This is a genomic window from Halomicrobium sp. HArcel3 (assembly GCF_058933135.1).
Window position 1 is genome coordinate 45,210 of record NZ_JBZYDN010000009.1, and the last position, 24,632, is coordinate 69,841.

Here is a 24,632-nt window from a genome sequence, read left to right on the forward strand (position 1 = left end):
GCACCGTACGACGCGACAACGCCACGCCCGACTTTCGATACGATGACCGACGACTCCACGTCCGACGCGCGACCGATCGCTCTCCTCCTCCTGGCAGCCGCGGTCGGGCTCGTCCTCTTCGTCCCGACCGCGTCGGCCCAGGACGTATCGTGTACCGAGGTACTCGAGAACCAGAGCGACGCCCACAACGCCACCACCGGCCCCGGCGGGCTGCTCGCCGACGCCATCGGCGACCAGCGCGACGAGATCGGCAACGAACTCGACGAGGACGGGTTCGAGGCGCGCCTCGACAACGCCACCTCGACCCGGGAACGGGCCAGGGTGATCGCCGAGGAGGTCCGGCGCATCGAGGCGAACGTCTCCACGGTCGAACGGTGCTGGGGGACCAACGGGACCGAACCGGTCGCGAACAGGACTCTCGACGAACTCGACGCGAGCGAGCGCGCGACGCTGGAGAACCACACGGCGTCGCTGCAGGACCGTCTCAACGCGACGCGGAACGCGACCGACCGGCTTCCCCGGTCGGTGCGTCGCAGCCACGACGTCGACGCCCGACGGCTGACGTCCCTGGAGCGACGAGTCGTCGCGGTCCGAAACGCCACGGCCCGAGCGGAGCCGACGACGGACGACCGGTTCCCCTTCTGACGAATTCGGCGGAGAGACCGCACCTGTCACGCGCAGAAAACGCGCTCGCAGGCCTCACCCGAGGTCGGCCGGATCAACGACCTGGCCGTCGAGCAGCACCACCACGTTGTCGGTCGCCGTCTCGAACGCCGTCACCTCACCGCTGAACAGGTACTCGTCGACGCTGCTCCCGGTCACGCGCCCCGTCACGGCGTCGACCAGGTTCCCGTCCGGGTCGGCCGGGGTCCCCCCGGAGATGGACTCGACGGCGCCGGAGACGGCGAGCTCGTAGTCGACCGCCGGACCCTGGGCGTGAACGGAGAGCCGCGTCGGCCCCTCGCGTTCGCCCGGACCGTCCCGCCGGAAGTCGAGTTCGACCGCGACCTCACCCTCGACCACTTCGAGGTCCACCATCGGGCCGGAGAAGCGGTAGCCCTCGCGCTCGCCCTCGCCGTCCAGCCGACAGATGGCGACGTCGTCGTACGATGGCTCCGAGTCGCCCAGCAGGCAGTCCGATCCGATCTCGCCGCCGACCTCGACCCTGACGATGGCCCGCTCGGAACGGGCCTCGAGGACGAGCCTGTTCGGCTTCGGGTGGCCGCGGGCCGCGTCGGCGTCGGTCCCGGCGACGTCGGCCTCGCCGGGTCCGGCCGGGCTGTCCGTGGAGGGCTGTCCGTCGACGCCGCCGGTCGCGCGTCCCGCGTCGGCGGCCTGGTCGTTGTGTGACATCACCAGACACCGGGACCGGACACTGTGTCAAGGCCGAATATCGTTCAGTTCCGTTGGCGAGAATCGGGGTGAGTTCGACCCGATCAAGGCCGATTCAACCGAACAAGGGGGGCCTTACCGCCAGACGGAGCCGCGATAGCCCGCGATTTCGAACGCGTGTCGCACCGATTACGAGTGCCCGTCACTGGGTACTCGACCGGCCCAGCACCCGAATTTAGCGCAGTTCGGCATCGAAAACAGTCGTTCGGGACCGGATCAGGCGAACGCGACCGGGAGGCTGCCGTCCTCCGTCTCCGATTCGATCTTCTCGAGCGCGTCGTCGAAGTCGACCTTTCGGACCTCGGTTCGCTCGTCACGAATGGCGAACATCCCCGCCTCCGTGGCGACGGAGGCGATTTCGGCCCCCGAGAGGCCGTCGGTCTGCTGTGCGATCGGGGCCAGGTCCACGTCGTCGGCGAGGTTCATCTCCTGGGTGTGAATCTCCAGGATGCGCTGGCGGCCGTCGAACGCCGGGTTGGGCACCTCGATGAGGCGGTCGAAGCGGCCGGGCCGCAGGATGGCCCGGTCGAGCATGTCGAAGCGGTTGGTGGCGGCGATGATGCGTATCTCGCCGCGCTCGTCGAAGCCGTCCATCTCCGAGAGGAGTTGCATCATCGTCCGCTGGACCTCGGCGTCGCCAGAGGTCTTGGATTCGGTCCGCTTGGCGGCGATGGCGTCGATCTCGTCGATGAAGATGACGGCCGGTTCCCGCTCGGAGGCGAGTTCGAACAGGTCACGAACCAGTCGCGAGCCCTCGCCGATGAACTTCCGCACGAGTTCGGAGCCGGCCATCTTGATGAACGTCGCGTCGGTCTCGTTGGCGACGGCCTTCGCGAGCATCGTCTTCCCGGTCCCCGGCGGCCCGTGGAGCAGGACGCCGCTCGGCGGTTCGATGCCGACCTCGCGGAACTGGTCGGCGTTGATTAGCGGCTCCTCGACGGCCTCGCGGACCTCGCGGATCTGCTCTTCGAGGCCGCCGATGTCATCGTAGGTGACTTCGGGCGAGCCGGTGACCTCCATCGCCTGGGCGCGGGCGTCCGTCTCGGCTTCGAGGATCTGCTTGACGCTGAAGGAGTCGTTGATGGCGACCCGGTCGCCAGCGTCGAGGTTCTCGCGGATGGAGGGGGCGACTTCGGTCAGCACCTCCTGGTTGTTGCCGTGCTGTTTGACGATGACGCCGTCCTCGGTAACCTCCTCGGCCGTGGCGATGTACAGCGACGACGTCTTGAGCATCTCGTTTTCGCGTTCGAGCTGGTCGACGTCGTCGGTCAGGTCGGCCTGTCGGCCGCGGGCGGCCTCGAGTTGCGATTCCAGTTCACGGTGGACCGTCGAGAGCTTGACGAAGTGCTCCCGGAGCGCCTCGAGGCGCTCGTCGGGGGTCATTTCCGGGTCCAGGTCCAGCCGGGGTCTGTCGGGAAGCGAAGGGCTGCGCGACATCGGATATCGGTCGTACGGCATGGAACTACAAAGTGCCTTTGGGTGCGCCAGGGTTCGCCGTCTGTCGAAGCCGTCGCTATCGGGCCGTCGGGGAGCTGGGCGACGCGGCCGGCGGCCGGCCGGCTACAGCGTCTCGAACCCGTAGACGAACCCCTCGTCGCTAGGGGCCGCGACGGTGCCGTCGACGACGGCCGGCCTGTCGTGGAGGCCGTGGTACGCGTCGTAGGACTGCCGGAGTTCACCGGTTTCCGGGTCGAACCCGTGGAGGCGCCCGCCTGCAGTCGCGGCGTACGCCGTGCCGTCCGAGATCGTCGGCATCGAGATGGGGCCCTCGTCGGCCGAGAACTCCCACAGCGGCGAGCCGTCGGCCAGCGACAGGGCCCGGTAGTGGCTCGCCGGGGACCCGACGGTTCGGGCGACCACGACGCCATCCGATCCCGCGTCAGCGATCACTTCGAGCCCCGTGACGTTGTTCGACAGATCGCGCGTCCACACCGTCGTCCCCTCCTGGTCGACGGCCCGCACGGCGTTCCGCCAGGACGCGACGGCGTGGTCCGATCCGCCGGCGAGCGCGTACACCCGCTGGTCCACCGACCAGCGTTCGGAGCCGTCGGCGGCGTCGTACCCGTGCAGGCCGTCGTCGACCTCGGCGACCACCACGTCGCCGGCGACGGCGGGCGTCGCTCCCCCGACGTCGATAGACGGCGCACAACGGCCGGCACCGACGGCCCACTGCTCACTCCCGTCGGCGGCATCGACGGCGTAGATAGCGCCGCCACCGTCACCCCAGCCGAAGTAGAGGGTCCCGTCGTGCAGGCAGAGACCGGTCCGCGCCTCGCCGGGAGTGCTCGCCCGCCACGCGACGGAGCCGTCCGACGGATCGCGGGCGAGGAGGGAGAACGACGCGTGAAAGCAGTACTCGTCGTTCGCGACCGGCCGGCCGACGAGGTCGTCGTCGCTGATCTCCCAGCGGGTCGCGCCCGTTGCGGGTTCGAGTGCGGCCAGGGCGCCGTCGTCGCCCGACGTCGAGGCGGCGTAGACGACGCCGTCCCCCGCGACGGCCACCCGGTCCGGTTCGTCGCCGACCTCGGCCCGCCAGCGGACCCCGTCCGGGCGCTCGTCGATCCGGTAGACGTCGTCGTCGTCGACGACGGCGTACAGCGCGTCTCCCGCCGATACGGTGCGGACCGGTTCCGAACCGACGGTGTCGATATAGCGACGGGAGAAACGCCAGCGTTCGGAGCCGTCGGCCGGGTCGAGGGCCGCGACCTCGTCGAGGACGCCCGCCCCGTTCTCCACGACCGACTGCAGCGGCACGTAGAGGTGTTCGCCGTCGGCGACGAGTGTGGAACGTCGGTCGGCGATCGCCAGATCGACCGTCCACAGCGTCTCCCCCGTGCCCGCGTCGAGCGCGCGAACGCCCCGGGGGTAGTGCTGGACGAACAGGCGACCGTCCGCGAGGACCGGTGCCGTGTCGACGTTCTCGTCGAACGTTCGCTCCCAGACGAGAGTGCCATCGGCGGGCGAGAACGCACGGACGGCGTCGTGAGCCGTCACGTAGACGGCGTCCGCGGCGACGGGAGCCGCGTACGGCGACGCGGCGACACGCCAGCGTTCGGTGCCGGCGGCCGGGTCGAGCGAGTACAGGAACTCGCCGTCGGTGACGTAGACGGCCGACCCGTCCGGGGCGACCGCGGGAGCCTTCCGCGAATCGTTCGCCATCGATATCGACGCGACGTCGTCCGCGAAGCGCCACTGCTCGTCGCCGGTCTCGACGTCGAACGCCAGGAACGCCCCGTTCGCCATCGCCAGGAAGACGGTTCCGTCGGCGACCGTCGGCGTCGACAGTTCGGCGTCGAGGTGGTGGGACCACTGGACCGTGCCGTCGGTCGCGTCGAACGCGTATACGCAGTTCCCGAGGGCCGCGACGAGCGTCCCGTTAGCCAGCGCGAGTGCCGTTTCGTCTCTGTTGCGGTCGACCTCGCCGTCGACCGTCTCGGCCCAGCTGACGGCACCGGTGTCGCGGTCGAGCGCCGTGACCGTCGCCCCGGACTGAACCGTGAACACGCACTCGCTACCGATGACGGGGCCGCTCGCGTCCCGGTCGAGTCCGGTTCGCCACGAGTACATCGGGTCCGCCAGCCCGGCCCCGCCGGGATTGTATCCCGTGTTAGCTGGGTCGAACTGGTACGAACCCCAGCCGGAGGGATCAGTCGTCGCGGAGTCGGACTCCGTTTCGCCGGAGCCGCGGGACGCGCTCGTAAGGGCGCCGAGACCGAGCGCGCCCGAACCGACGACGCCGAGCGCCTGGAGGACCGTCCGTCGCGAGCGAGGATGCTTCGACATTGTCCGTCCGGAATCGGTCCGGAGACAATCCTATGCAGCAGATAAGGATCGTTTAGCTGGTATCTAAGCTGGCGACACCGCCCTCAGACCAGCGCTGACAGTTCGTCCAGGTAGTCACCGTACGTCGACACCGCGCGCTCGACGGGCTCGGGCGAGGCCATGTCGACGCCAGCGCCCCGCAGGAGTTCGAGCGGGTACTCCCTGGATCCGTTGGAGAGGAAGTCGACGTAGCGCTCGGCGGCGGGCTCGCCCTCCTCCAGGATGCCGTCGACCAGCGCGACGGCGGCGGAGATGCCGGTGGCGTACTGGTAGACGTAGAACGCGCGGTAGAAGTGCGGGATGCGCATCCACTCGCGGGCGATACGGTCGTCGACGGCGGCCGGTTCGTAGTACGTGCCCTTGAGGTCGCGGTACAGGTCGTCGAGCCGGTCCGGCGTCAGGGGCTCGCCGGCCTCGTCCATCTCGTGGGTCCGGTGTTCGAACTCGGCGAACATCGTCTGGCGATAGAGGGTCGAGCGGAACCGTTCGAGGTACTCGTTGAGGACGTGTCGTCGCAGTCGCTCGTCCTCGACCGTCTCGAGCAGGTGGTGGGTCAGCAGTGTCTCGTTGACCGTGGAGGCCACCTCGGCCACGAATATCTCGTAACCCGAGTAGACGTAGGGCTGGTGGTCGCTGGTGTACTCCGAGTGCAGCGAGTGGCCGAGTTCGTGGGCCAGCGTGTACATCGACTCGACGTCGTCCTGGTAGTTCATGAGGATGAACGGCTGGGAGTCGTAGGTGCCCCCGGAGTACGCGCCGGACTGCTTGTTGGCGGTCTCGTAGACGTCGACCCACCGTGATTCGAGTCCGTCGGCGACGCGGTCCTGGTACGCCTCCCCCAGCGGCGCCATCGCGTCGACGACGAATTCGCAGGCCTGCTCGTACTCGAGTTCGGGCGACTCCTCCTGGACGACCGGGACGTACAGGTCCCACATCTGCAGTTCGTCCGCCCCGATTGCGTCGCGTTTCAGCTCGGCGTGACGATGCAGTTTGTCGAGGTTGTCGTTGACCGTCTCGACGAGGTTGTCGTACACCTCGACGGGGACGTTCGGCCCGTCGAGGGCGGCCTCGCGCGCCGTGTCGTAGTCGCGCGCCTGGGCCATCTTCACGTCCGTCTTGACGCTGTTCTTGTAGGCCGCCCCGACCGCGTTGCGCACCGTCTCCCACTCGTCGTAGAACGTCTCGTACACCCGCTGTCGGAACTCCCGGTCCGGGTTCTTCTGCAGCGTCGTGAAGTTGTTCAGGGTAATTGGCTGAGGCTCACCGTCCGGATCGTCGACAGTCGGGAACGCCATGTCCGCGTTGGCGAGCATGTTGTACACCTCGCCGGGCGCGCCCGTGACCTCGCCCAGTTCCGCGAGCAGGTTCTCGATTTCGGCCGAGCGGGTGTGTTCCTTCATCCGGAGCACGTCGTCGAAGTAGTGCTCGTACTCGGCGAGTGCGGACTCCTCGTCCATCATCGCCTCGACGTCGTCCCACGCCAGTTCCTGGAGGGCCGGTTCGAGGAAGCTCGCCGCGCTCGACGCATCCGACGAGAGTGACTGGGAGCGAGCCGTCAGGGCCTGGTATCTGTCCCGCGTCGTGTCCTCGTCCTTGCGCATCCGGGCGTAGGAGGCGACGTTGGCGACGGTCCGCATCAGCTCCTCGTAGGTCTCCAGCGTCGCGAGGAGCGTGGCGGCGTCGTCGGTCGCCCGCCCTTCGTAACTCTCCAGGTCCGCGACGAGTTCCTCGGCCGACTCGTAGGCCGCCTCCCACGCCTCGTCGTCGGCGAACAGGGACTCCAGGTCCCACTTGTGCTCCGCTGCGATCTCCGACCGTTCGGGCACCGAACTCATTACCCGGGCTTGGGTCGGTCCCCTCCTAAGCCTTTCCTGGCAGTCGTCTCGGGGGACGCGAGCCCGCGACCACAGCGTCGGTTCCGTCCCCACACCGCTAGTCCAGTCCGTCCAGAATCGATCCGGCCACGCGCGCGTTCGTCGCGTGCTCGACGCGGCGTTCCGAGAACACCGACCGCGCGCTCGCTGCAGCCTCCGCGTCGACCGCGAAGTCGACGTCGTAGACCACGTCCCACAGCACGAGCGGTGGGGCTGGTGCGGTCGGAACGCCGGCCGGCCCGGAGAGCGATTCGTTCGAGAGCACTCGCTGGACGCGCTCCGGCGCGGCCGCGTCGCTGCCTACCTCGTCGACCAGCCCGACGACGCGACGGACCATGTGTCGCGCGAATCCGCCGGCGCGCAGGCGAAGGACCAGAAAGTCGCCGTCGCGCTCGACGCTCGTCTCCAGCGTCCGGACGGTCCCCCGCTCGTCGGGCGTCAGGTTGTGGAAGTCGTGCTCGCCGGCGAGCGCAGCGACGGCCTCCTCGGCCAGCGCGTCCTCGGCGTCAGGCGCGTACAGGTGATACAGGTACTCGCGCTCGAGTGCGTCGTGGGTCGCGTGGAAGGAATCGGAGACGGTCGCGCTCGCCCAGACGCGCACGTCGGCGGGGAGTTCGCTGTTGAACGCCGCAGGCGTGAGCCACTCGGGGGCGTCGAAGGCGACGGTCTGAGCGAGCGCCGAGACGCCGGCGTCGGTCCGACCCGCCGCCGCGTAGGCCGGCGGTTCGTCGCCGTCGACGGCACCGAGGCGACCGAGCGCGTCGAACAGCACGTCCTCGACGGTGGGGACGTCCGGCTGGCGCTGGAAGCCGTAGTAGGGCCGGCCGTCGTAGGCGACGCGATAGGCGCGCATGCTCTCTCGTCGCCGGGGGAGACACTTAGCGCGCACGGCTCCGGGCGAGCCCGTCGGACCACCGCCGACCGGATTCCCAGTTTCCCGGAACGGCGTCTGGGGTTTAGATGGCTGGAGGACGTAGGGACATCCAATGGCAGCCTCCCCACCGACGGCCGACGAGTCCTTCCCGCGTCCACCGCTGTCGTTCGTCGACGGCGACGACCGCCGGATCGCTCTCGAGGCGACCGACGGCGACGACGCGTACCAGGACCTCGTGGCCATGTACGACGACTTCGCCGACGAGGACCTCTCGCAGGGAGTCCCGCCCCGCGACGAGCAGCGCCGGCACGGGTGGGTCGAGGAACTGCTGGCCAACGGCGTGAACGTGCTCGCCCGGCACGAGGACAGCGTCGTCGGTCACGCCGTCCTCGTTCCGTTCGACGACAGGTCGGAACTGGCCATCTTCGTCCACCAGGACTACCAGCACGCCGGCATCGGGTCGAAGCTCATCCGCGCGCTCCTCGGCGAGGGGGAAGCCGCCGACATCGACCGCGTCTGGCTCTGCGTCGAGCGCTCGAACAACGTCGCCATCAACCTCTACCGCTCCGTCGGGTTCGAGACGACGGTCGACCGGATGGAACTGGAGATGGAACTGGAGTTCGGGGACGAGTCGGAGACGGAGGATACCGCGTAATCACTCGACTTCGAGGGGGCGCCCGTGTTCGTCCGTTCGGGCGTCCAGATCCTCCGTCTGCAGCAACCGTTCGATCTTTCGCTCGAACTCGTCCTCACTCAGTTCGCCGTCGACGTATCGCCCGCAGAGCCGGTCCACTGTGATGGGTGGCACTATTGCAGTACCCAATTCGGTCGCCTCGTCGCTGGTAATTACCGCTCCGCACCGGTAGCGACCACGAACGCCGTCGTTGGCCTGATCTTGGCTTCTCCGTGCGCGGTGCTACCCAATCTCGGCGCCCGGTGAGTGACCCGGACAGTAGCCGTGGTGGAACCGGGACGGACCAGTGTCACCGACGAGATAGCGACGAGCTGGGAAATTTTTGTCCCCCCCGGTTAGAAATGTAGGACCGATGGTACAGAAAGTGTACAGGCGGATCGGCCTGTCGATAGCGGTCGGAGTGATTTACGCCGCGTCGATGTACGTAAACGCGTACGTGGCACTGGGATACACGCTCTCGGGGAACACGTTGTGGTGGACAGTGGGCATCGCCTACCAGCTTATCGGTATGTTCGTGCTCGCGGCTAGTTCGACCTATCTGTTGCTCCGCCTCGGTCTCCTCGTTCCGCTGCTCGTGACGGCCCTGTTCACGGCACTAAGCGTCGGCGATCACTTCGTCGCTGGGCTTGAGGACTTCACACCGCTCTATCTCGGGATCTGGTTCGTCTTCGCGGGGTTCGTCGCGGCCAGCGCCGCCCTCGAGTACGGACTCCGGGCGGGCCTCTCACTGTACCCGCCCGAACCGCTCGCGTAGTTCAAGGAGAACTCACACCGAAAGGGCAGTCAATCCCTACGGTTGGATCAGGTCAACGACGGAGGCAAGGGGAATGGAACGGTCCGCGGGCTGCCGAAGGGGGGTTGAAAATTCGGTTCCGAGGATGGCTATAGGGACCTAAATTCCATGCATACGCAGGTCCAAGCACACGGATATGAGAAGCACGAACATTAGCGTCCGCGACGACTTCTACCGGGCGCTGAAAAACGCCAAGGGCGAAGATGAGAGCTTCTCCGACGTCATCGACCGCCTGCTGACGAGGAGCGATGGGGAGCATCCGCTGTGCGAACTCGTGGGGACGCTCGACAAGGACGAGGTCGAACGCGTTCGCGACCGGCGTGACGCGTTCCGCGAGAACAACGCCCAGCAGTAAATCAGGTTCAGGCGAAGTCGTCGTACGTCGGCCGGTCGCGGTCGCCGGGGAACTCGTCGACCGGCGCGGTCGTCTGGTCGCCGCTCTCCATGTCCTTGACAGTCACTTCGTCATTCTCCAGGTCCTGTTCGCCGACGATGACGACCGTCTCGGCGTTGATGGAGTCGGCGTAGCCCATCTGGGCGCCGAAGCTCCGGTCGGAGACGTCCGTCTCGACGACGTGGCCCGCCTCGCGCAGGTCGCGAGCGATGCGGGCGGCGACCGAACGCGTGTCGCCGACCTGCAGGAGGTAGTAATCGGTCGACAGTTCCTCCTCGGGCCAGACGCCGGCCCGCTGGAGAAGCAGCGGGAGCGTTGAGTTCATCACACCCGGGGCGAACCCGACCGCCGGCGTGGGCTGGCCACCGAACCCCTCTATGAGGCCGTCGTAACGCCCGCCGCCGAAGACGGAGCGGGAGACCTCGCCAGTGGAGTCGAAGCACTCGAAGACGACGCCGGTGTAGTAGTCCAGCCCGCGGGCCGTCGTCAGCGACACCGTACAGTACTCGCGGACGCCGAAGTCCTCGGCGGCCGAGAGCACGGCCTCCAGGTTCTCGACCGCGGCCGCGACGTCGTCGGAGCCGGTCATCTCCGCCAGCGTCCCGAGTTCGTCGGCGTCGGTGTGGAGCATCTCGTCGAAGTTGTCCGCCTGGCCGTAGTTCAGGCCCGCGTCGGTGAGCAGGTCCATGTACTCCTCCTCGTCTATCTTGGCGCGCTTGTCGACGGCCCTGATCGCGTCCTGGACGTCCACGTCCGCCTCGAACGATTCGAGGAGACCAGAGAGGATGTCCCTGTGTGAAACCCGGAAGTCGAAGTCGTCGCTCGTCAGCCCCAGACCGGTGAGCACGTCCACGGCGACGGCCATAACCTCGGCGTCGGCCGAGGGGTCGCTAGATCCGAAGATGTCGATGTTGGTCTGGTAGAACTCCCGGAATCGCCCCTGCTGGGGCTCCTCGTAGCGCCAGAACGGCCGCGTCGAGACCCACTTGATCGGCTTGGGGAGTTCCTGTTGCTTGGCGACGACCATCCGCGCGACCGTCGGCGTGAGTTCCGGGGTCAGCGCCACGTCGCGGCCCCCCTTGTCCTCGAAGCTGTACAGTTCCTCGACGATCTCTTCGCCGGACTTGTCGACGTACATTGCCGTCGGTTCCATCGCCGGCGTGGCTATCTCCCGGAACCCGTAGTTCCGGGCCGTCTCCTCGACGGTGTCGATGACCTCCCGGTGGGCGGCCATCTCCTCGGGATAGAAGTCGCGAAACCCCTTGATCCGGTCGTACATGTCACGCGCTTCGCCGAGCGCACAATTGAAACTGTCCTTCTGTGCGTCGGCGACGTCGGCCCACGTCACCTATTCGCTCTCGTCCGCCGTGGAAGGCTCGCGCTGGACGACGAGCACTGGCCCGAGAAACTGCTCGGCAACCTGGTCGGCCGGCATCCCGAACACGAAGGTCGTCAGGGACGGGTCGGTCTCGCCCATCACGACGGCGTCGTACTCGTCTGCTGCGCCGACGATGGCTTTGAGAGGGCCGCTGTCGCGCTCGATACGCGTCTGGACCCCCGGTCTGTCGAGCCCGAGGTCGCGCATCCGGTCGACGACGCCGTCGAGGAGCGTCTGGACGTCCTCGTCGGTCTCGTCTTCGTCGGCGACGTGGTACAGCGTCACCGAGACGTCGGTGTCGGCGAAGAGTCCGACGACCGCGCGGGCCAGTCGGTCGACGCCGACCGCGCCGCGGACCGCGACGAGGACGTCCTCCGGGGGGCGCGTGGCGTTGGGGACGAGGACGGCCAGCGCGTCGTACTCGGTGATCATCCGGTCGATCGTCTTCTGCCCGTCGTGGGTGAACACGAGCCGCCGCTCGACGCTGGCGCCCGCGTCCTCGAATATCGACTCGTACTCGTCGAGGCGCTTGATCGCGCGCTCCTCGAACTGCATCTGGGCCTGTCCCGTCGCTGTCTGGTCCGGCACGACGTGATAACCCAGCAGGACGACGTGGGCGTTCGCCAGGAGCTCGGGCACTCCCTCCGGAATCGATTCCCCCTCGAGCACGCGAACCGGGACGAGTATCGACGGTCTCTCTGTCATGGCTAGATGTCTCCTTCGAGGACGACGTCGCCCGCGTAGTATCTGTACCAGAGGTACGAGACGAGCATAACTGCGACGCCGATGACGATAGAGGCGGGTTGCATGAACGCGATCAGGCCGAAACTGGCGAGCGCGCCGACCGCCGGAACCAGCGGATAGGCCGGCGTTCGGAAGTCGGGGTCGTACCAGTCCGGGTCCCGGCGGCGCACGACGATCAGCGCGACGCAGATCAGGCCGTACATCACCAGGTGGAGGAACGAGGCGACCTCGGCGAGCAGTTCGACCTCGCCGGTCGCGACGAGGACCAGGATCGGGCCACCGGCGGCGAGCAAGGCGACGTGTGGCGTGCCGTACCGGAGGTTCACCTCGCTCGCCCGGCGCGGGAGCAGGGCGTCCCGGCTGAGCGCGTACACCGCCCGCGAGGCGCTGAGTATCGACGCGTTCGCGCTGGAGAACGTCGCCAGGAGTCCGGCACACAGGATCGCTATCGCACCGGGCAGCCCGAGGAACTCCCGGGCCACCTCGACCATGGCCGTCTCTCCGAACCTGCCCAGCTGGTCCGCGCCGAAGGCGCTCGTCGCGACGAAGATGGTGACGACGTAGAACACGGTGACGACGACGACCGAGCCGACCATCGCCAGCGGGAGGTTCCGCCCCGGCTGCTTGATCTCCCCCGCGACGGTCGCGACCTGGGCGAACCCGAGGTACGACGTGAACACGAGCGCGGCGGTCGTCAACACTGGGACGTACCCCTGAGAGAAGAACGTCTCCGGGACGGCGCCGCCGCCGAAGACGCCGGCCGCGTCGAGGACGCCGTAGGAGAGAAATCCCGTGAGGACCACCAGCAGGATCCCGACGACGCCGTTCTGGAGTTTCGCGGTGTTCTCCGTGCCGCCGATGCTCAGCGCGGTCAGTCCGGCGCCGAACACGACCCCGATGGCGATGACCGGATTGATGGAGAGCGAGAGGCCGACTTCGGCGAGGACGGCGGTGGCGTAGTGACCCAGTCCGACGAGGTAGAACGCGGCGGCGAAGACGAGCCCCAGCCACAGGCCGAGGCCGACTATCGCGCCGAATCCAGTGCCCATTCCCCGCGAGATGAAGAAGTAGCCGCCGCCGCTCCGGGGCATCGACGTGGCGAGTTCCGAAGTCGGCAGCGCCACCAGCAGGGCGATCACACCGCCGATTGCGAAGGAGAGCGTCGCCGCGAGACCGGCGTTTTCGGCCGCCAGCCCCGGAAAGACGAAGATACCCGCGCCGATCATGGTACCGATCCCGATCGCCAGCCCGCCGGTGAGCCCGATAGTGCGTTCGAGTTCGACGTCCTCGTCGTGGACCGTCGCCTCGTCGGTGACCGCGTCAGGCTCCTCGGCAGGCGCCTCACCGGCGACGTTCTCGCCCGTGGACACCGCTTCCACCGGACGGTCGACCATACAGGATCGTTTTCACATCACGTAGAAAAAGCCGGCGGCGGGAACTGGGGCCAGAGCACCGATTCCCGTGCGACCGTCACCGAAGGCCGACGACGCGGGACTGCGTGTGTTCGGGGAAGACGTCGTCGACCGTCGCCGTCCCGTACTCGTCGGCCAGCAGCGCGCGCAACTCGGTCTCGTAGTCGGCCTTGGGAACTGTCTCGCTGGGCCCGGACTCGACGACCAGCCGCTCCTCGACGAGCCGGTCGATAGCGCCGCGCCCGAAGCCGGCCAGCGGCGCCACGTACTCCACGCCGAACCGGTCCTCGACGCTCTGGGCCAGCGGCCGGTCGACCGTGGGCGCCCGGTCGTCCCGGCGCGTTCCGTCGGCGACCGCGTCGAACGCTCCCACGTCTGCGATTCGCTCCAGGGCGTGTTCGTGGACCAGCTGGATACCCCCGCTGGGGTAGCCGTCCGCAACCATCCGCTCGACCGCTGCCTCGGCGACGTCGGCGTCGAGAGTCAACGCCTCGAAGGGGAGTCCCACCGCCTCGGCCGCGTCGCGACCGTTCTCCACGACGCCGTCGTCGATGCCGAAGCTGCCGCTCACGAGCGTCACGTCGAAGAAGTCGTCCAGCAGGAGCGCGGCGAGCGTGGAGTCCTTGCCGGCGCTGTACAGCAACCCGCAGTCCATCTACCGGCGCCGGATGTCGAAGCTCTTCGAGTCCGGCGTCATCTCCTTGAGCAACTCCTTCATCTTCTCGTCGTCGATCTTCCCCTGGACGCGACCACTCTGGGCGAGAGCGACCATCTGCTGTTCGACCTGCTCGCCGACCTGGGGCTTTGACATCTTCAGCGTGTTCAGGCGCTGGCGCGCGTCGTCGGTGAGGTGCTGGCGCAGGACGGCCTTCTTCTGGGCCTCGGCCCGGTCCTGGGCGGCCTGCTGAGCCTCGGCGTCCTGGCCGCCGCCCTCCTGTTGCTCCCGGAGCTGTTCCATCTTCTTCTGGCGCAGTTCGTCGAGCTCTTCCTCGTTTGGTTCCCCACTCATGGCTTACGCTATATACCGACTTCTGGGGGAAAGGAGTTTCGACCCCACCTTTTTCTTCGTCGGGTTCGCGCTCCGCGCGAACCACTCCTCGAAAAACGTGGGCGAAAAAGGCCGGTCGCGCGGAGCGCGACCGATGAACCGGCTCGCTTCGCTCGCTGGATGCTTGACCGCAACTACCGGTTCAGCCACGCCCGGTACACTCCGCGAATAGCTGTTCAAACCTCAATGAGACCTAATCGAGATCCATCTACGTATCTTGACTGGCCATCGACGGCATCTTTGCAGGCCACCAAGAGCGGGCAACACGAGCATACCGCTCGCCGAAGGCGAGCGGTTTCACCGTCAGAGCGGAGCTCTGACGAGCCCAACGTCGTTGCACTCCGTTAGACACCGGACGCGAACGGAGTGAGCGTCCGGCTTTTTTCGCGAACGTTTTTCGAGGAGTGGTGCCCGCAGCGGGTCACGAAGTGACCCGCGAGGACACCCGACGAAGAAAAAGGCTCAGGCGTAGCGCTCGAGGTCCGGTCGGTCGAGGTCCTGGAGGACCTCACCGGCGAGTTCGTCGAGGAACGCGGTGCCCTCGGCGGAGACGCGCCGTCCCTCACCGCCGGCGGCCTCGATGTAGCCGACTTCCTCGAGCTGCTGGAGCGCGGTGCGGATGACGTTCCCGGAGGCCTGGGCCTTCTGCGGGGGGCGGACCTGGTAGCGGTTGGATCCGCCCTTGGCATCGCCGTACTCGGTCCGGAGGCTGTTGACGCCGACGGGGCCGTCGACGGCGACCTTGCGCAGGAGGCTGGCGGCGCGGCGCTGCCAGAAGTCGTCCTGTTCGGGGGGCAGTTCGCGGGAGTTGCCGGTCTTGGTGAACTCGGCCCAGTCGGGGGCCTCGATTTCGTCCTCGTCGGCGAGCTCGACTGCGGCGGCCTCGATGAGGTCCTCCGCGGGTACGTCGTAGAGCGTCGTCATTGCAGAAGGATTCCCGTCGGCGTCATTTAAGGCCATCGTTAGCGACCGGTGACGTCGCTCCGGTCGGCCCCGAGCGCGCTGGCGACGCCGCCGCCGAGCAGCGTCGGGAGCCAGTAGGTCGCACCGCGGTGGATCAGCACCGCCGACGTCGCGATGGCCGGTGACACGGGCGTGAGCGAGACGAGCAACGTCGCGATGACCGTCTCGATGGCGCCGGACCCCCCGGGGAGCGGCGTCACGCTGGCGATAGAGCCGACGGGGATTACGAGGAGCATCGCTGCGAAGGGGACGTCGATGGCCGGAGCCAGCGAGTACAGCGACAGCCACAGCGACGTCGAGAGGGCGAGCCAACCGAGCGCGGAGAACCCCAGGGCGCGAAACAGCGTCGAGCGGTCGCCCGCGACCCGGTCGATGGCCAGGAAGAAGCGCTCGATGCGCTCCGCGATGGCGGCCGGCGTCGGTGCGGACCGCCCGGGGAGCAGGCGTCCGAAAGCCCGGACGACCGGGGTCAGCAGGCGGACGACGGCAGCCTCGAGTTCGTACCGGTAGCGCCAGCCGAGGTACGAGCCGACGGGGAGGGCGACGGCCAGTACGGCCACGGCGCCGGCGGCAAACAGGAGGTTCCGGCCCAGTCGCACGGTACCGGCGATGACGAAGGTGAACCCCACCAGCGAGAACCCGATAGTCGGGACGAAGTGGAGCGCGTCGACGCTGGCGATGGCGGCGAGTCCCGTCTCGTACTCGCTGTCGGCGGCCTCCGAGATGAGGAGTGCGCTCACCGGTTCGCCGCCGGCCTGGCCGAACGGAGTGACGTTGTTGGAGAACACGGCGGCGGCGTAGACGAGGATCGCAGTCCGGGCCGACACCGGCGAGCCGAGGGCGTCGAGGACGGTCTGCAGCGCGAGCCCCCACGAAGTGAGCCAGACGGCCGCGACGACGATGACGAGCCCGATGACGGGGAGACTGGCCTGCGTAAGGGCTCGAACGATGTCGTCGACGCCGACGACCCACACCAGGATCGCGAGCACGACCAGCGCCCCCGCGAAGCCGAGTACGGTCGGGAGCCGGTCGCTTTCCATGGCGGTACAGAGGCGTGGCGGCCGTTTCAACCCCACGATGGCGGAGACCGACGGTTTTAGTGGTTCGCCGTCGACCCACGTCCATGGACGAACGGGCGGCCCTCGACGCGCTCGCCGACCGCCTCCCGACTGCGGGCGACGACTGCGCGGTCGTCGACGGGCAGGTGCTCACGACAGACATGCTCCACGCCTCGACCGACTTCCCGGCGGGGACGACCCACTACACCGCCGGCTGGCGCGCAGTCGGCGCCTCGCTCTCCGACGTCGCCTCGATGGGGGCCGAGCCGACCGCCACCGTCGCCGTCTACGGCGCACCGACGTTCGACGAACAGGACCTGCTCGCGTTCGTCGACGGCGCCACCGACGTCTGCGACGCGGTCGACACCGAATACGTCGGCGGCGACCTCGACAGCACGAGCGAACTCACCGTCGTGTCGACCGCACTGGGCCGGACGGACGACCCGGTGTTTCGTTCCGGCGCCGAAGTCGGGGACGCCGTCTGCGTGACCGGGACGCTGGGCCGGAGCGGGGCGGCGTTCCGGCGCTTCGAACGGGGCGACGTCGAGATAGCCAACGACCTCTACCAGTTCCTCCCGCGCGTGGCCGCGGGCGTCGCGCTCCGCGAGCACGCGACGGCGATGATGGACTCCAGCGACGGCCTGGCCCGGTCGCTCCACCAGCTCGCCGAGGCCTCCGGCTGCGGATTCGCCGTCGAACCCCCGCTCCCCATCGATCCCAGCGTCGACGCGGTGGCCGCTGACGAGACAGACCGACTCGAACTGGGCGCGTTCTTCGGCGAGGACTTCGAACTGGTGTGTACGATGCCGAAGGGTGATGTCTCACGTGCACGCGAGGCGGTGCCCTGCGATTTGACCAGAATCGGGACGGCGACGGAGTCGGGTGTGGCCCTCGACGGGGACCCGCTACCGGATCGGGGCTGGACGCACTAAGGGTGAGAGTGGGCGTTCGATTGCTGGCTTTGCTTCTCCGAGTGGTCTGTACAGATCAAGGACTGAGCGAATAGTGGCGTCGGGTTCGGCGCTGATAGCACGAACTCAAAAACTCGAAAGCCCTCGGCGCGCTCGACTCGTGCGAACCCGCTGTCGTCCGAAAATCGAAGATTTTCGTGATGACGAGAGAGCGAAGCTCTCTCGAACCATGCGCGCTCGTTCCTCGCGTGCTTGCGGGTCCGGACGTCGTCGACCCCGCCTCGCCCTTTCAGTCCACCAGGGACAGCCGTTGCTCGCGCGATGAAACGCGCTCGCGATTAGAACCACCACTCCTCCCCGGTCGCTCGCCGTCCGGCGAGCGACACGCTTCCTGACCGCAACCGCCCGGCGGTCGGCCGGGAGGCCGTCTCGTCGGCCGACCAGGGGAAGGGCAGGGCTGCGGTGCTGTGCTGGGCCTGGAGGACTGAAAGGGCGAGTGCGTTTCCGGGAACCTGGACGACGCAAGCACCGCAGGCGAAGCCGAGGAGCGCAGCGAGTCCCGGGACCGGAAACGCGCGAGGGCTTTCTGGGTGTTGGCGTTCTCATTTCTTCCACACCCCTCTCTTGAGAACCCACTGTTCCATACACACAAGCCACACATCAGGAGTCTCTGCGACCGAAGATAGCGCGAAGACCAACGATCACACCTGGGCGCCGAGTTCGAACGGAACGGGCGTGAAACAGAGGATGCCGAGGACGAAGGTCAGGATGGCCAGCGCGACCCGTTTACTGTCCAGCGGCGTGTCCCGGATTGGGGTTGCCGGCCCGGCGTAGGCGAGCCCGGTCGCCAGCAGCCCCCACATCACCCAGATGCCGACGGCATTGGTGACGTCCGAGATGAAGTAGAGATAACCGGCGAGTCCGAACAGGGCGGCCGGGACGGCCGCGGCGACCGTCTCCTGGCGCTGGCCGAACACCGAACGCACGATGTGGCCGCCGTCGAGCTGGCCGACGGGCAGGAGGTTCAGGAACGTGATGAACATCCCGACCCAGCCGCCGAAGACGACCGGGTGGTACGCGTTCTCGGCGAGCTTCGCCGACGTGCCGGTCGCGGCGGCGATGCCCTGGAGCAGGAGCGGGAAGTGGAACTCGACGACGGTGGCGCCGGGTTCCGGCGTCCCCTGCTGGACGGCCAGGGGGTCCAGCTGGAGGCCGATGGCCGAGACGACGATAGTCGCGACCAGTCCGGCCAGCGGGCCCGACGCACCGATGTCGAACAGCGCCTTGCGGTCCGGGATCCGGCCCTTCATCCGAATCACCGCGCCCATCGTCCCGATGAGCGTCGGAAAGGGGATGAAGTAGGGCAGGCTCGCCTCGACGCCGTGGTACCGGCTGGCGACGTAGTGGCCGAGTTCGTGGACGGCGAGCACGCCGAGGACGGCCGCGGCGAACGGCCAGGCCCGGAGCAGCGCGAGGGGGTTGCCGGTCGGGTCGATCTGGTACCACTGGACGGCACCGACCAGAAGCGTCGAGCCGATGGTGAGCAAGAGGAGGACGACGTTGGTCCACGGGATCCCGTCGATGCCGGGCGTGCGCGGCCGGGCGACGAGCACCCACCCGTGGGTCGGGATCTGTACGTCGGATTCCGGGTCGTAATCGCGCTCCAGCGAGAGCTCGTACCCCGCCTCGTGGAAGGGCTCCCAGAGTCGCCGTTCGATGGCGTCGGGCGTGGTTCGCGGGTCGCCGACGTACAGCAATCGGTCGCCGTCGCGCCGGACCTGGTAGACGTGGAAAACCGGCTTGAGTTGCTCGACCGACGGCGCACCCGCCAGCGAGTCGCCCGCGTCCATTACCGGAAGTTAGGCCGCGCGCCTGCATAAAACCCCGGACGGGCGACTGTCCAGGGGCGACGGGTCACGGTCGAGCGACTGGCCGTAGGCTGTTCGCAGGAGTACCTCACAATCAGGGCGAAAGGGGAACGAAAGGAGAACGAAAACAGGGTGCGTGGAGGGGACCGCGGGCGGCCTAGACCGATTCGACGCGCCAGGTCGTCGCGCTCGTGTACGACCACTTCTCGACCTCGAGTTCGGCCGAGTCCTTGAGCTTGACCATCAGCGCGCCGATCTCCTTGGGGGAGAGGCCGACTTCGTCGGCGATGAACTTGCTCTTGAAGTACATCTCGCCGTCGGCCGCCTTGTCCTGCAGGAAGGCCTTCAGTCGGTCTTCCTTACTGAGCTGTTCGCGGGAGGGCTGCGCAGTTACGCTCATGTTGTTGACCTCAACTATCCATTACCCCGGGATGAGTATATAAAGAAAGGAAGCTTCGAGTCACTTCGGGCACTTTCAGGTTGAAACGTCGGTACGCCGATTTTTCACGACTTTTCGAGAGACGCTTAGACCTTTTACAATCTGATCTGAGGGCGTATTACGACGACCCAAACGGAGTTTCTGAACGGTTCAGAAAGGGTCGATTGAACGGCAAACGGGGCGTAAAACAAGCATTTATTGCCGATAGTTTCCGCCGGTCTGACGGTCGTCTGACGACCAGATAGACCCGGAGCCCCGGGTATCGAGTCAGTAGGTCGTGGTCCCGGTGCCGGCGTCGTTCGGGGTTGACAACCCTTAAGACCGCCACGGGGGTACGCCGACCCAATGAAGGTAGTCGTCTCCGTCGGCGGGAGCGTCCTCGCGCCGGACCTCGAAGCCGACCGGGTCTCCCAGTACGCCGCAGCGCTCGAAGGCCTCGACGACGAGGGCCACGAACTCGGCGTCGTCGTCGGCGGCGGGCCCACTGCACGCGAGTACATCGAGACCGCCAGGGAACTGGGCGCCAACGAGATCGAACTCGACGAGATCGGGATCGCCGTGACGCGACTGAACGGCCGATTGCTCATCGCCGCCCTCGACGAGCGCGCCGCACCCACGCCCTCGGAGACGTACGAAGACGGGCGGGAGGCCCTGCGTCGCGGCGACATCCCGGTCCTCGGCGGCACCGTCGCGGCCCAGACCACCGACGCCGTCAGCGCGGCCTTCGCCGAGTACGTCAACGCCGACCTGCTCGTCTACGCGACGAGCGTCCCAGGCGTCTTTAGCGCCGACCCGAACGTCGATTCGGCGGCCGAGAAGTACGAGGAGATGACCGCCGACGAACTGGTTGACCTGATCGCCGGCCTGGAGATGAACGCCGGGAGCAACGCCCCCGTCGACCTGCTGGCCGCGAAGGTCATCCAGCGCGCCGGACTGCGAGCCATCGTCCTCGACGGCAACGACCCCGAGGCGGTCGCACGCGCCATCCGAACCGGTGAGCACGACGGGACCGACGTCCTCCCGAACGGCCACGAGACGGACCCCGAGCAGTGGGACCGAGAATGAGCGACAGCGACGCGGACTCGGCGACGACCGATCCGTACGCCGTCGGTGGACGAGAGAGCGGCGAGGACGATGGCGCGGACGCACGGCACGTCTTCTGGGCCGACGAGGTCGCCGACCGCATCCTCGAACGTGATCCGAGTGAACCCATCGTCGTGAAGGGCGGCATCTCGCCCTCGGGCGTCCCCCACCTCGGCAACGTCAACGAGATTATGCGGGGCTACGTCGTCGCCGAGGTCCTGCGCGAGCGCGGCCACGAGGTCCGGCAGGTGTTCACCACCGACGACCGCGACCCCCTGCGAAAACTGCCCCGGAAGCTCGCCGACCTCGACGGCAACGTCGTCGACCTGGGCGACGTGAACGCCGGGGCGCTGGGGAAGAACCTCGGCCATCCCTACACGGACATCCCGGACCCCTTCGGCTGCTGCGACTCCTACGGCGACCACTTCTCGTCGCTCATCGAGGACTCGGCGACCCTCCTGGGCGTCGACATCGACGTCGTCTCGACGACCGACCTCTACGAAGCGGGCGAGTTCGAGGAACTCACCCGCTACGTCCTCGAACATCAGGACGAGGCGCGCGAGGTCCTCTCGGAGTACCAGGACAAGATCGACGAGGAGTACGTCCCGTTCAACCCCATCTGTGGCGAGTGCGGGAAGATTACGGAGACGGTGACGGCGGTGGACCTCGATTCGGAGACGGTCGAGTACGAGTGCACCGACATGGAGGCCGGCGACCAGACCATCCAGGGCTGTGGCCACGAGGGTACCGCCACCTTCCGCGAGGGGAAACTCCCCTGGCGCTTCGAGTGGCCCGCCGGCTGGGACGTCCTCGGCGTCGACTTCGAGCCGTTCGGCAAGGACCACGCCGAGGGCTCGTGGCCCTCCGGCGTCGACGTCGCCGAGAACGTCTTCGACATCCAGCCGCCGGTCCCGATGGTGTACGAGTGGTTCACCCTCGACGGACAGCCCTTCTCCTCCTCGGAGGGCCACGTCGTGCTGGTCCACGACCTCCTCAAGATCATCGAACCCGAGGTCCTCCGGTACTTCTTCACGAAGGACCCGGGCAAGGCCCGGGACTTCAGCGTCGAGCGACTGGACCAGACCGTCGACGACTTCGACCGCACCGAGGCCATCTACTTCGGCGAGGAGTCCGGAAGCGAGCGCGAGGAAGCGCTGGCGTCCCGGACCTATCCGCTCTCCGTCCGCGCCACCGTCGCCGACGCGTTCAGTTCAGAACTCGACGAGACAGCGTGGCAGACCCTCGCCGACGACCCCGAGGGTCGCGTGCGCGTGAACGAACTGCTCGACGACGAGTTCGCCGACCGTGTCCGGATCCCCTACACGTTCGCCGCCGTCCTCGGGATGTTCGACGACCCAGACCTCCGCGAACAAGTGGCCCGGAAGGAGGGGCACCTCACCGACGCGACGCCCGCGTGGGCCGTCGACACCGCGCTCGGACGGGTCGACCTCGCCGCCGAGTGGGCCCGCCGTACCGACAACGAGTTCAACTACGAACTGAAGCGCGCCGAGATTCCCGACGCCGACTTCGACGCGGCGACCGAGGCCGCGCTGGACGAACTGGCCGACTTCGTCGCCGAGGGCCACGACGGCGAGGAAATCCAGGGCGAAATCTACGAGACCGCCCGGCGTCACGACCTGGAACTGGGCGACTTCTTCGGCGCCGGCTATCGTCTCCTGTTCGACGAGGATGAGGGGCCCCAGCTCGGACCGTTCATCGCCAAACTCGACCGGGAGTTCGTCGTCGAGCGCCTGCGACGGGAGGAGTGAGTTTCGCGGGACAGCGCGATTTCCGGGGGCTAACGGGAGCCATCGACTTGAAAAACCCTAAGCGACTGGTCTGTCAAAATGGGTGGGACTGAAAGGGGCCGCTTCCTCGTCGAGCGAGACGAAGCAAGCACCGTAGTGAGCGCTAGCGAACGAGGAGCACAGCGAGTCGCAGCCGGCGAGGAAGCGGGGGCTTTCTGGTTGTTCGCGGTATCGAATGATCCCACGACGGCTGGAACACATCGTCGCCATTCCAAACCCTCTTTGTCGGGCGCCGCCAGGGTTACGACGAATGGTGAGCACGCTGACGTGGGTCCTCGCCGGCCTCGTCGGATATTCGATACTCGTGATGGCGTTGCGGACCCGCGGACTGCTGCCGGAGTCGGTCAAGGTCTCCGGGCCGATTACGACGATACACACGAAGCGGGGGCGCGAGTTCCTCGACTGGGCCGCCCAGCCGAAGCGCTTCTGGCGGGCCTGGGGGAACCTCGGTATCGGCATCGCGCTCGTGGTGATGGCCGGTGCGTTCGTCGCGGTGCTGTTCGCCGGCTACCAGTCGGCGATCCAGCCGGCCGCCCAGCCGGTCCAGAACCCCCAGAACATTCTGGTGATCCCCGGCGTCAACGACTTCCTGCCGCTGTCGGCGACCCCGGAGATCGTCTTCGGGCTGGCACTCGGCCTGGTCATCCACGAAGGTGGCCACGGCCTCCTCTGTCGCGTCGAGGATATCAAGATAGACTCGATGGGGCTGGCGCTGCTGACGGTGGTCCCGCTCGGTGCGTTCGTCGAACCCGACGAGGAGGACCGGGCACAGGCGGACCGGGGCGCCCAGACGCGGATGTTCGCCGCGGGCGTCACCAACAACTTCGCTATCTCCATCGTCGCGTTCATCCTGCTGTTCGGCCCCGTCGCGGGTTCCATCGCCGTCGTCGACGGCGTCACGGTCGGCGACGCCGCGCCGGGTTCGTCAGCCGCTGAAGCCGGCCTCGAACACGGCGACGTCGTCACCGAGGTGGCGGGAACCCCCGTGGCGAACGCGAGTGAGATGGAACGCGTCCTCGGGGAGACCGACGACCGAAACGTGACGATCCGCCTCGCCTCCGGCGAACAGAAAACCGTCGAACGGCGACTGGTGATAACCCGTGCCGTCCCGAGCGCAGTGCCGGGTATCGACCTGGACGGGGAGCGGCCACCGCAGGTGCTGGCCGTCAACGGGTCCGAAGTCCACACTGAGCGGGGCTTCCACCGTGCCGTGGCAAATCGGAGCATCGCCGAAATAGAGACCGATAGCGGCTCCACGACCGTGCCCGTGGGCGTGTACGTCGCGCAGGTCGTAGCGGACGGACCGCTCGACGGGGCCGGCGCCCCCACCGACGGCACCCCCGTAGTCGTCACCCAGATAGGTGGCGAGCGCGTCCCCAACGCGACCGCGCTCTCGACCGTGCTCGACGGACACGAACCCGGCGACACGGCGACGGTCGTCGCCTACGTGGACGGAGAGCGACAGAGCTACGACGTCACTTTCACCGATGGCGACGACGGCGGCGCGCACCTGGGAGTCTTCCTCCGTGCCGGGACGACGGGGCTGACCGTCGACGACCTCGGCATCCACGAGTACCCCGCGTCGGGCTTCCTGCAGGCCATCGGTGGCGGCGGTGACTTCCTCGGCGGCCTCTCGGCCGACAGGGTCTACATGCAGATCCAGTTCATGCTCGTCTCGCCGTTCCTGAGCCTCATCCAGCCTGGCGCAGTGTTCAACTTCGCCGGCTTCACCGGCGGCGTCGAGAACTTCTACCGGGCGGCGGGACCGCTGTCGTTCCTCGGTGGCGGCGTCATCGCACTCGCGAACGTCCTGTTCTGGACGGCCTGGATAAACTTCCAGATCGCGCTGTTCAACTGCATCCCGACGTTCCCGCTGGACGGCGGCCACATCCTCCGGACCAGTACGGAGGCCATCGTCTCGCGGCTCCCCATCGAGGGGAAGCGGTCGGTCGCGACCGCCATCACGGGGACGATTACGATCACGATGATCGCCGCGCTCATACTGATGATCTTCGGGCCGCAGCTACTCTCCTGACCACCGCTCGGCGGCGGTCGCGGACGGGACATTCGTTATTCC

23 protein-coding genes are annotated in these 24,632 nt (G+C 67.5%); 8 read left to right on the forward strand and 15 right to left on the reverse strand.

Annotation, left to right across the window (positions count from 1 at the left end; genetic code table 11):
- Nucleotides 1-42 precede the first annotated feature (42 nt).
- Nucleotides 43-645: a hypothetical protein gene (locus AC5FRV_RS18120; protein ID WP_493562491.1), complete on the forward strand. Its 603-nt coding sequence runs from the start codon at nt 43-45 to the stop codon at nt 643-645.
- 54 nt (nt 646-699) lie between these two features.
- On the opposite strand, the gene AC5FRV_RS18125 is transcribed toward AC5FRV_RS18120, so the two are convergent.
- The 5 genes from AC5FRV_RS18125 to truA form a co-directional block, all read right to left on the reverse strand.
- Nucleotides 700-1,353, reverse strand: coding sequence for a hypothetical protein (locus AC5FRV_RS18125; RefSeq protein WP_493562492.1), 654 nt, complete (start codon nt 1,351-1,353; stop codon nt 700-702).
- A gap of 255 nt (nt 1,354-1,608) precedes the next feature.
- On the reverse strand, nt 1,609-2,829 hold the full coding sequence (gene pan2, locus AC5FRV_RS18130) for a proteasome-activating nucleotidase Pan2 (RefSeq protein WP_493562493.1): 1,221 nt from the start codon (nt 2,827-2,829) through the stop codon (nt 1,609-1,611).
- Between the two features lie 123 nt (nt 2,830-2,952).
- On the reverse strand, nt 2,953-5,175 hold the full coding sequence (locus tag AC5FRV_RS18135) for an outer membrane protein assembly factor BamB family protein (protein WP_493562494.1): 2,223 nt from the start codon (nt 5,173-5,175) through the stop codon (nt 2,953-2,955).
- A gap of 83 nt (nt 5,176-5,258) precedes the next feature.
- Complete coding sequence (gene pepF, locus AC5FRV_RS18140) at nt 5,259-7,049, reverse strand: oligoendopeptidase F (protein ID WP_493562495.1); 1,791 nt, start codon at nt 7,047-7,049, stop codon at nt 5,259-5,261.
- Between the two features lie 97 nt (nt 7,050-7,146).
- A complete protein-coding gene (truA, locus tag AC5FRV_RS18145) occupies nt 7,147-7,941 on the reverse strand; it encodes a tRNA pseudouridine(38-40) synthase TruA (protein WP_493562496.1) in 795 nt (264 codons plus the stop codon).
- 133 nt (nt 7,942-8,074) lie between these two features.
- On the opposite strand from truA, the gene AC5FRV_RS18150 reads away from it, so the two are divergent.
- On the forward strand, nt 8,075-8,617 hold the full coding sequence (locus AC5FRV_RS18150) for a GNAT family N-acetyltransferase (RefSeq protein ID WP_493562497.1): 543 nt from the start codon (nt 8,075-8,077) through the stop codon (nt 8,615-8,617).
- Here the strand turns inward: AC5FRV_RS18150 and AC5FRV_RS18155 are convergent, their stop codons facing one another.
- Nucleotides 8,618-8,770 carry a hypothetical protein gene (locus AC5FRV_RS18155; protein WP_493562498.1) on the reverse strand — a complete coding sequence of 51 codons (153 nt, stop codon included), beginning with the start codon at nt 8,768-8,770 and terminating at the stop codon, nt 8,618-8,620.
- A gap of 238 nt (nt 8,771-9,008) precedes the next feature.
- Here AC5FRV_RS18155 and AC5FRV_RS18160 point away from each other — a divergent pair, with 238 nt between their 5' ends.
- Both AC5FRV_RS18160 and AC5FRV_RS18165 read left to right on the forward strand, forming a co-directional pair.
- Nucleotides 9,009-9,410: a hypothetical protein gene (locus AC5FRV_RS18160; protein WP_493562499.1), complete on the forward strand. Its 402-nt coding sequence runs from the start codon at nt 9,009-9,011 to the stop codon at nt 9,408-9,410.
- Between the two features lie 175 nt (nt 9,411-9,585).
- Nucleotides 9,586-9,804, forward strand: a complete 219-nt coding sequence (locus AC5FRV_RS18165; RefSeq protein ID WP_493562500.1) for an antitoxin VapB family protein — start codon at nt 9,586-9,588, stop codon at nt 9,802-9,804.
- A gap of 7 nt (nt 9,805-9,811) precedes the next feature.
- On the opposite strand, the gene hisS is transcribed toward AC5FRV_RS18165, so the two are convergent.
- The 7 genes from hisS to AC5FRV_RS18200 all read right to left on the reverse strand — a co-directional run bounded on the left by hisS (nt 9,812) and on the right by AC5FRV_RS18200 (nt 16,428).
- Nucleotides 9,812-11,122 (reverse strand): histidine--tRNA ligase, encoded by a 1,311-nt coding sequence (hisS, locus tag AC5FRV_RS18170; RefSeq protein ID WP_493562599.1) that lies wholly within the window; start codon nt 11,120-11,122, stop codon nt 9,812-9,814.
- Nucleotides 11,123-11,191: 69 nt separating this feature from the next.
- Nucleotides 11,192-11,926, reverse strand: coding sequence for a universal stress protein (locus AC5FRV_RS18175; protein WP_493562501.1), 735 nt, complete (start codon nt 11,924-11,926; stop codon nt 11,192-11,194).
- 2 nt (nt 11,927-11,928) lie between these two features.
- Nucleotides 11,929-13,359 carry an APC family permease gene (locus tag AC5FRV_RS18180; protein WP_493562502.1) on the reverse strand — a complete coding sequence of 477 codons (1,431 nt, stop codon included), beginning with the start codon at nt 13,357-13,359 and terminating at the stop codon, nt 11,929-11,931.
- Between the two features lie 76 nt (nt 13,360-13,435).
- Nucleotides 13,436-14,032: a DUF7411 family protein gene (locus tag AC5FRV_RS18185; RefSeq protein WP_493562503.1), complete on the reverse strand. Its 597-nt coding sequence runs from the start codon at nt 14,030-14,032 to the stop codon at nt 13,436-13,438.
- Nucleotides 14,033-14,386, reverse strand: a complete 354-nt coding sequence (locus tag AC5FRV_RS18190) for a DNA-binding protein (RefSeq protein ID WP_493562504.1) — start codon at nt 14,384-14,386, stop codon at nt 14,033-14,035. It lies immediately after the preceding gene.
- Nucleotides 14,387-14,887: 501 nt separating this feature from the next.
- Entirely contained in the window at nt 14,888-15,349 is a 462-nt protein-coding gene (locus AC5FRV_RS18195) for a 30S ribosomal protein S19e (RefSeq protein ID WP_493562505.1), read from the reverse strand.
- A 38-nt stretch (nt 15,350-15,387) separates the two neighbouring features.
- Nucleotides 15,388-16,428 carry a lysylphosphatidylglycerol synthase transmembrane domain-containing protein gene (locus AC5FRV_RS18200; protein WP_493562506.1) on the reverse strand — a complete coding sequence of 347 codons (1,041 nt, stop codon included), beginning with the start codon at nt 16,426-16,428 and terminating at the stop codon, nt 15,388-15,390.
- An 83-nt stretch (nt 16,429-16,511) separates the two neighbouring features.
- On the opposite strand from AC5FRV_RS18200, the gene thiL reads away from it, so the two are divergent.
- Nucleotides 16,512-17,378, forward strand: coding sequence for a thiamine-phosphate kinase (gene thiL, locus AC5FRV_RS18205; RefSeq protein ID WP_493562507.1), 867 nt, complete (start codon nt 16,512-16,514; stop codon nt 17,376-17,378).
- Nucleotides 17,379-18,058: 680 nt separating this feature from the next.
- Here the strand turns inward: thiL and AC5FRV_RS18210 are convergent.
- Nucleotides 18,059-19,207, reverse strand: coding sequence for a site-2 protease family protein (locus AC5FRV_RS18210; protein WP_493562508.1), 1,149 nt, complete (start codon nt 19,205-19,207; stop codon nt 18,059-18,061).
- A gap of 175 nt (nt 19,208-19,382) precedes the next feature.
- Nucleotides 19,383-19,625, reverse strand: a complete 243-nt coding sequence (locus tag AC5FRV_RS18215; protein ID WP_089813892.1) for a DUF7123 family protein — start codon at nt 19,623-19,625, stop codon at nt 19,383-19,385.
- Between the two features lie 384 nt (nt 19,626-20,009).
- Here AC5FRV_RS18215 and pyrH point away from each other — a divergent pair, with 384 nt between their 5' ends.
- From pyrH to AC5FRV_RS18230, 3 genes are all read left to right on the forward strand, one after another.
- Nucleotides 20,010-20,729 (forward strand): UMP kinase, encoded by a 720-nt coding sequence (gene pyrH, locus AC5FRV_RS18220; RefSeq protein ID WP_493562509.1) that lies wholly within the window; start codon nt 20,010-20,012, stop codon nt 20,727-20,729.
- A complete protein-coding gene (lysS, locus tag AC5FRV_RS18225) occupies nt 20,726-22,516 on the forward strand; it encodes a lysine--tRNA ligase (RefSeq protein WP_493562510.1) in 1,791 nt (596 codons plus the stop codon). The genes pyrH and lysS overlap by 4 nt, the downstream gene beginning before the upstream one ends.
- Nucleotides 22,517-22,805: 289 nt before the next feature.
- A complete protein-coding gene (locus tag AC5FRV_RS18230) occupies nt 22,806-24,590 on the forward strand; it encodes a site-2 protease family protein (protein WP_493562511.1) in 1,785 nt (594 codons plus the stop codon).
- Nucleotides 24,591-24,632: the final 42 nt, after the last annotated feature.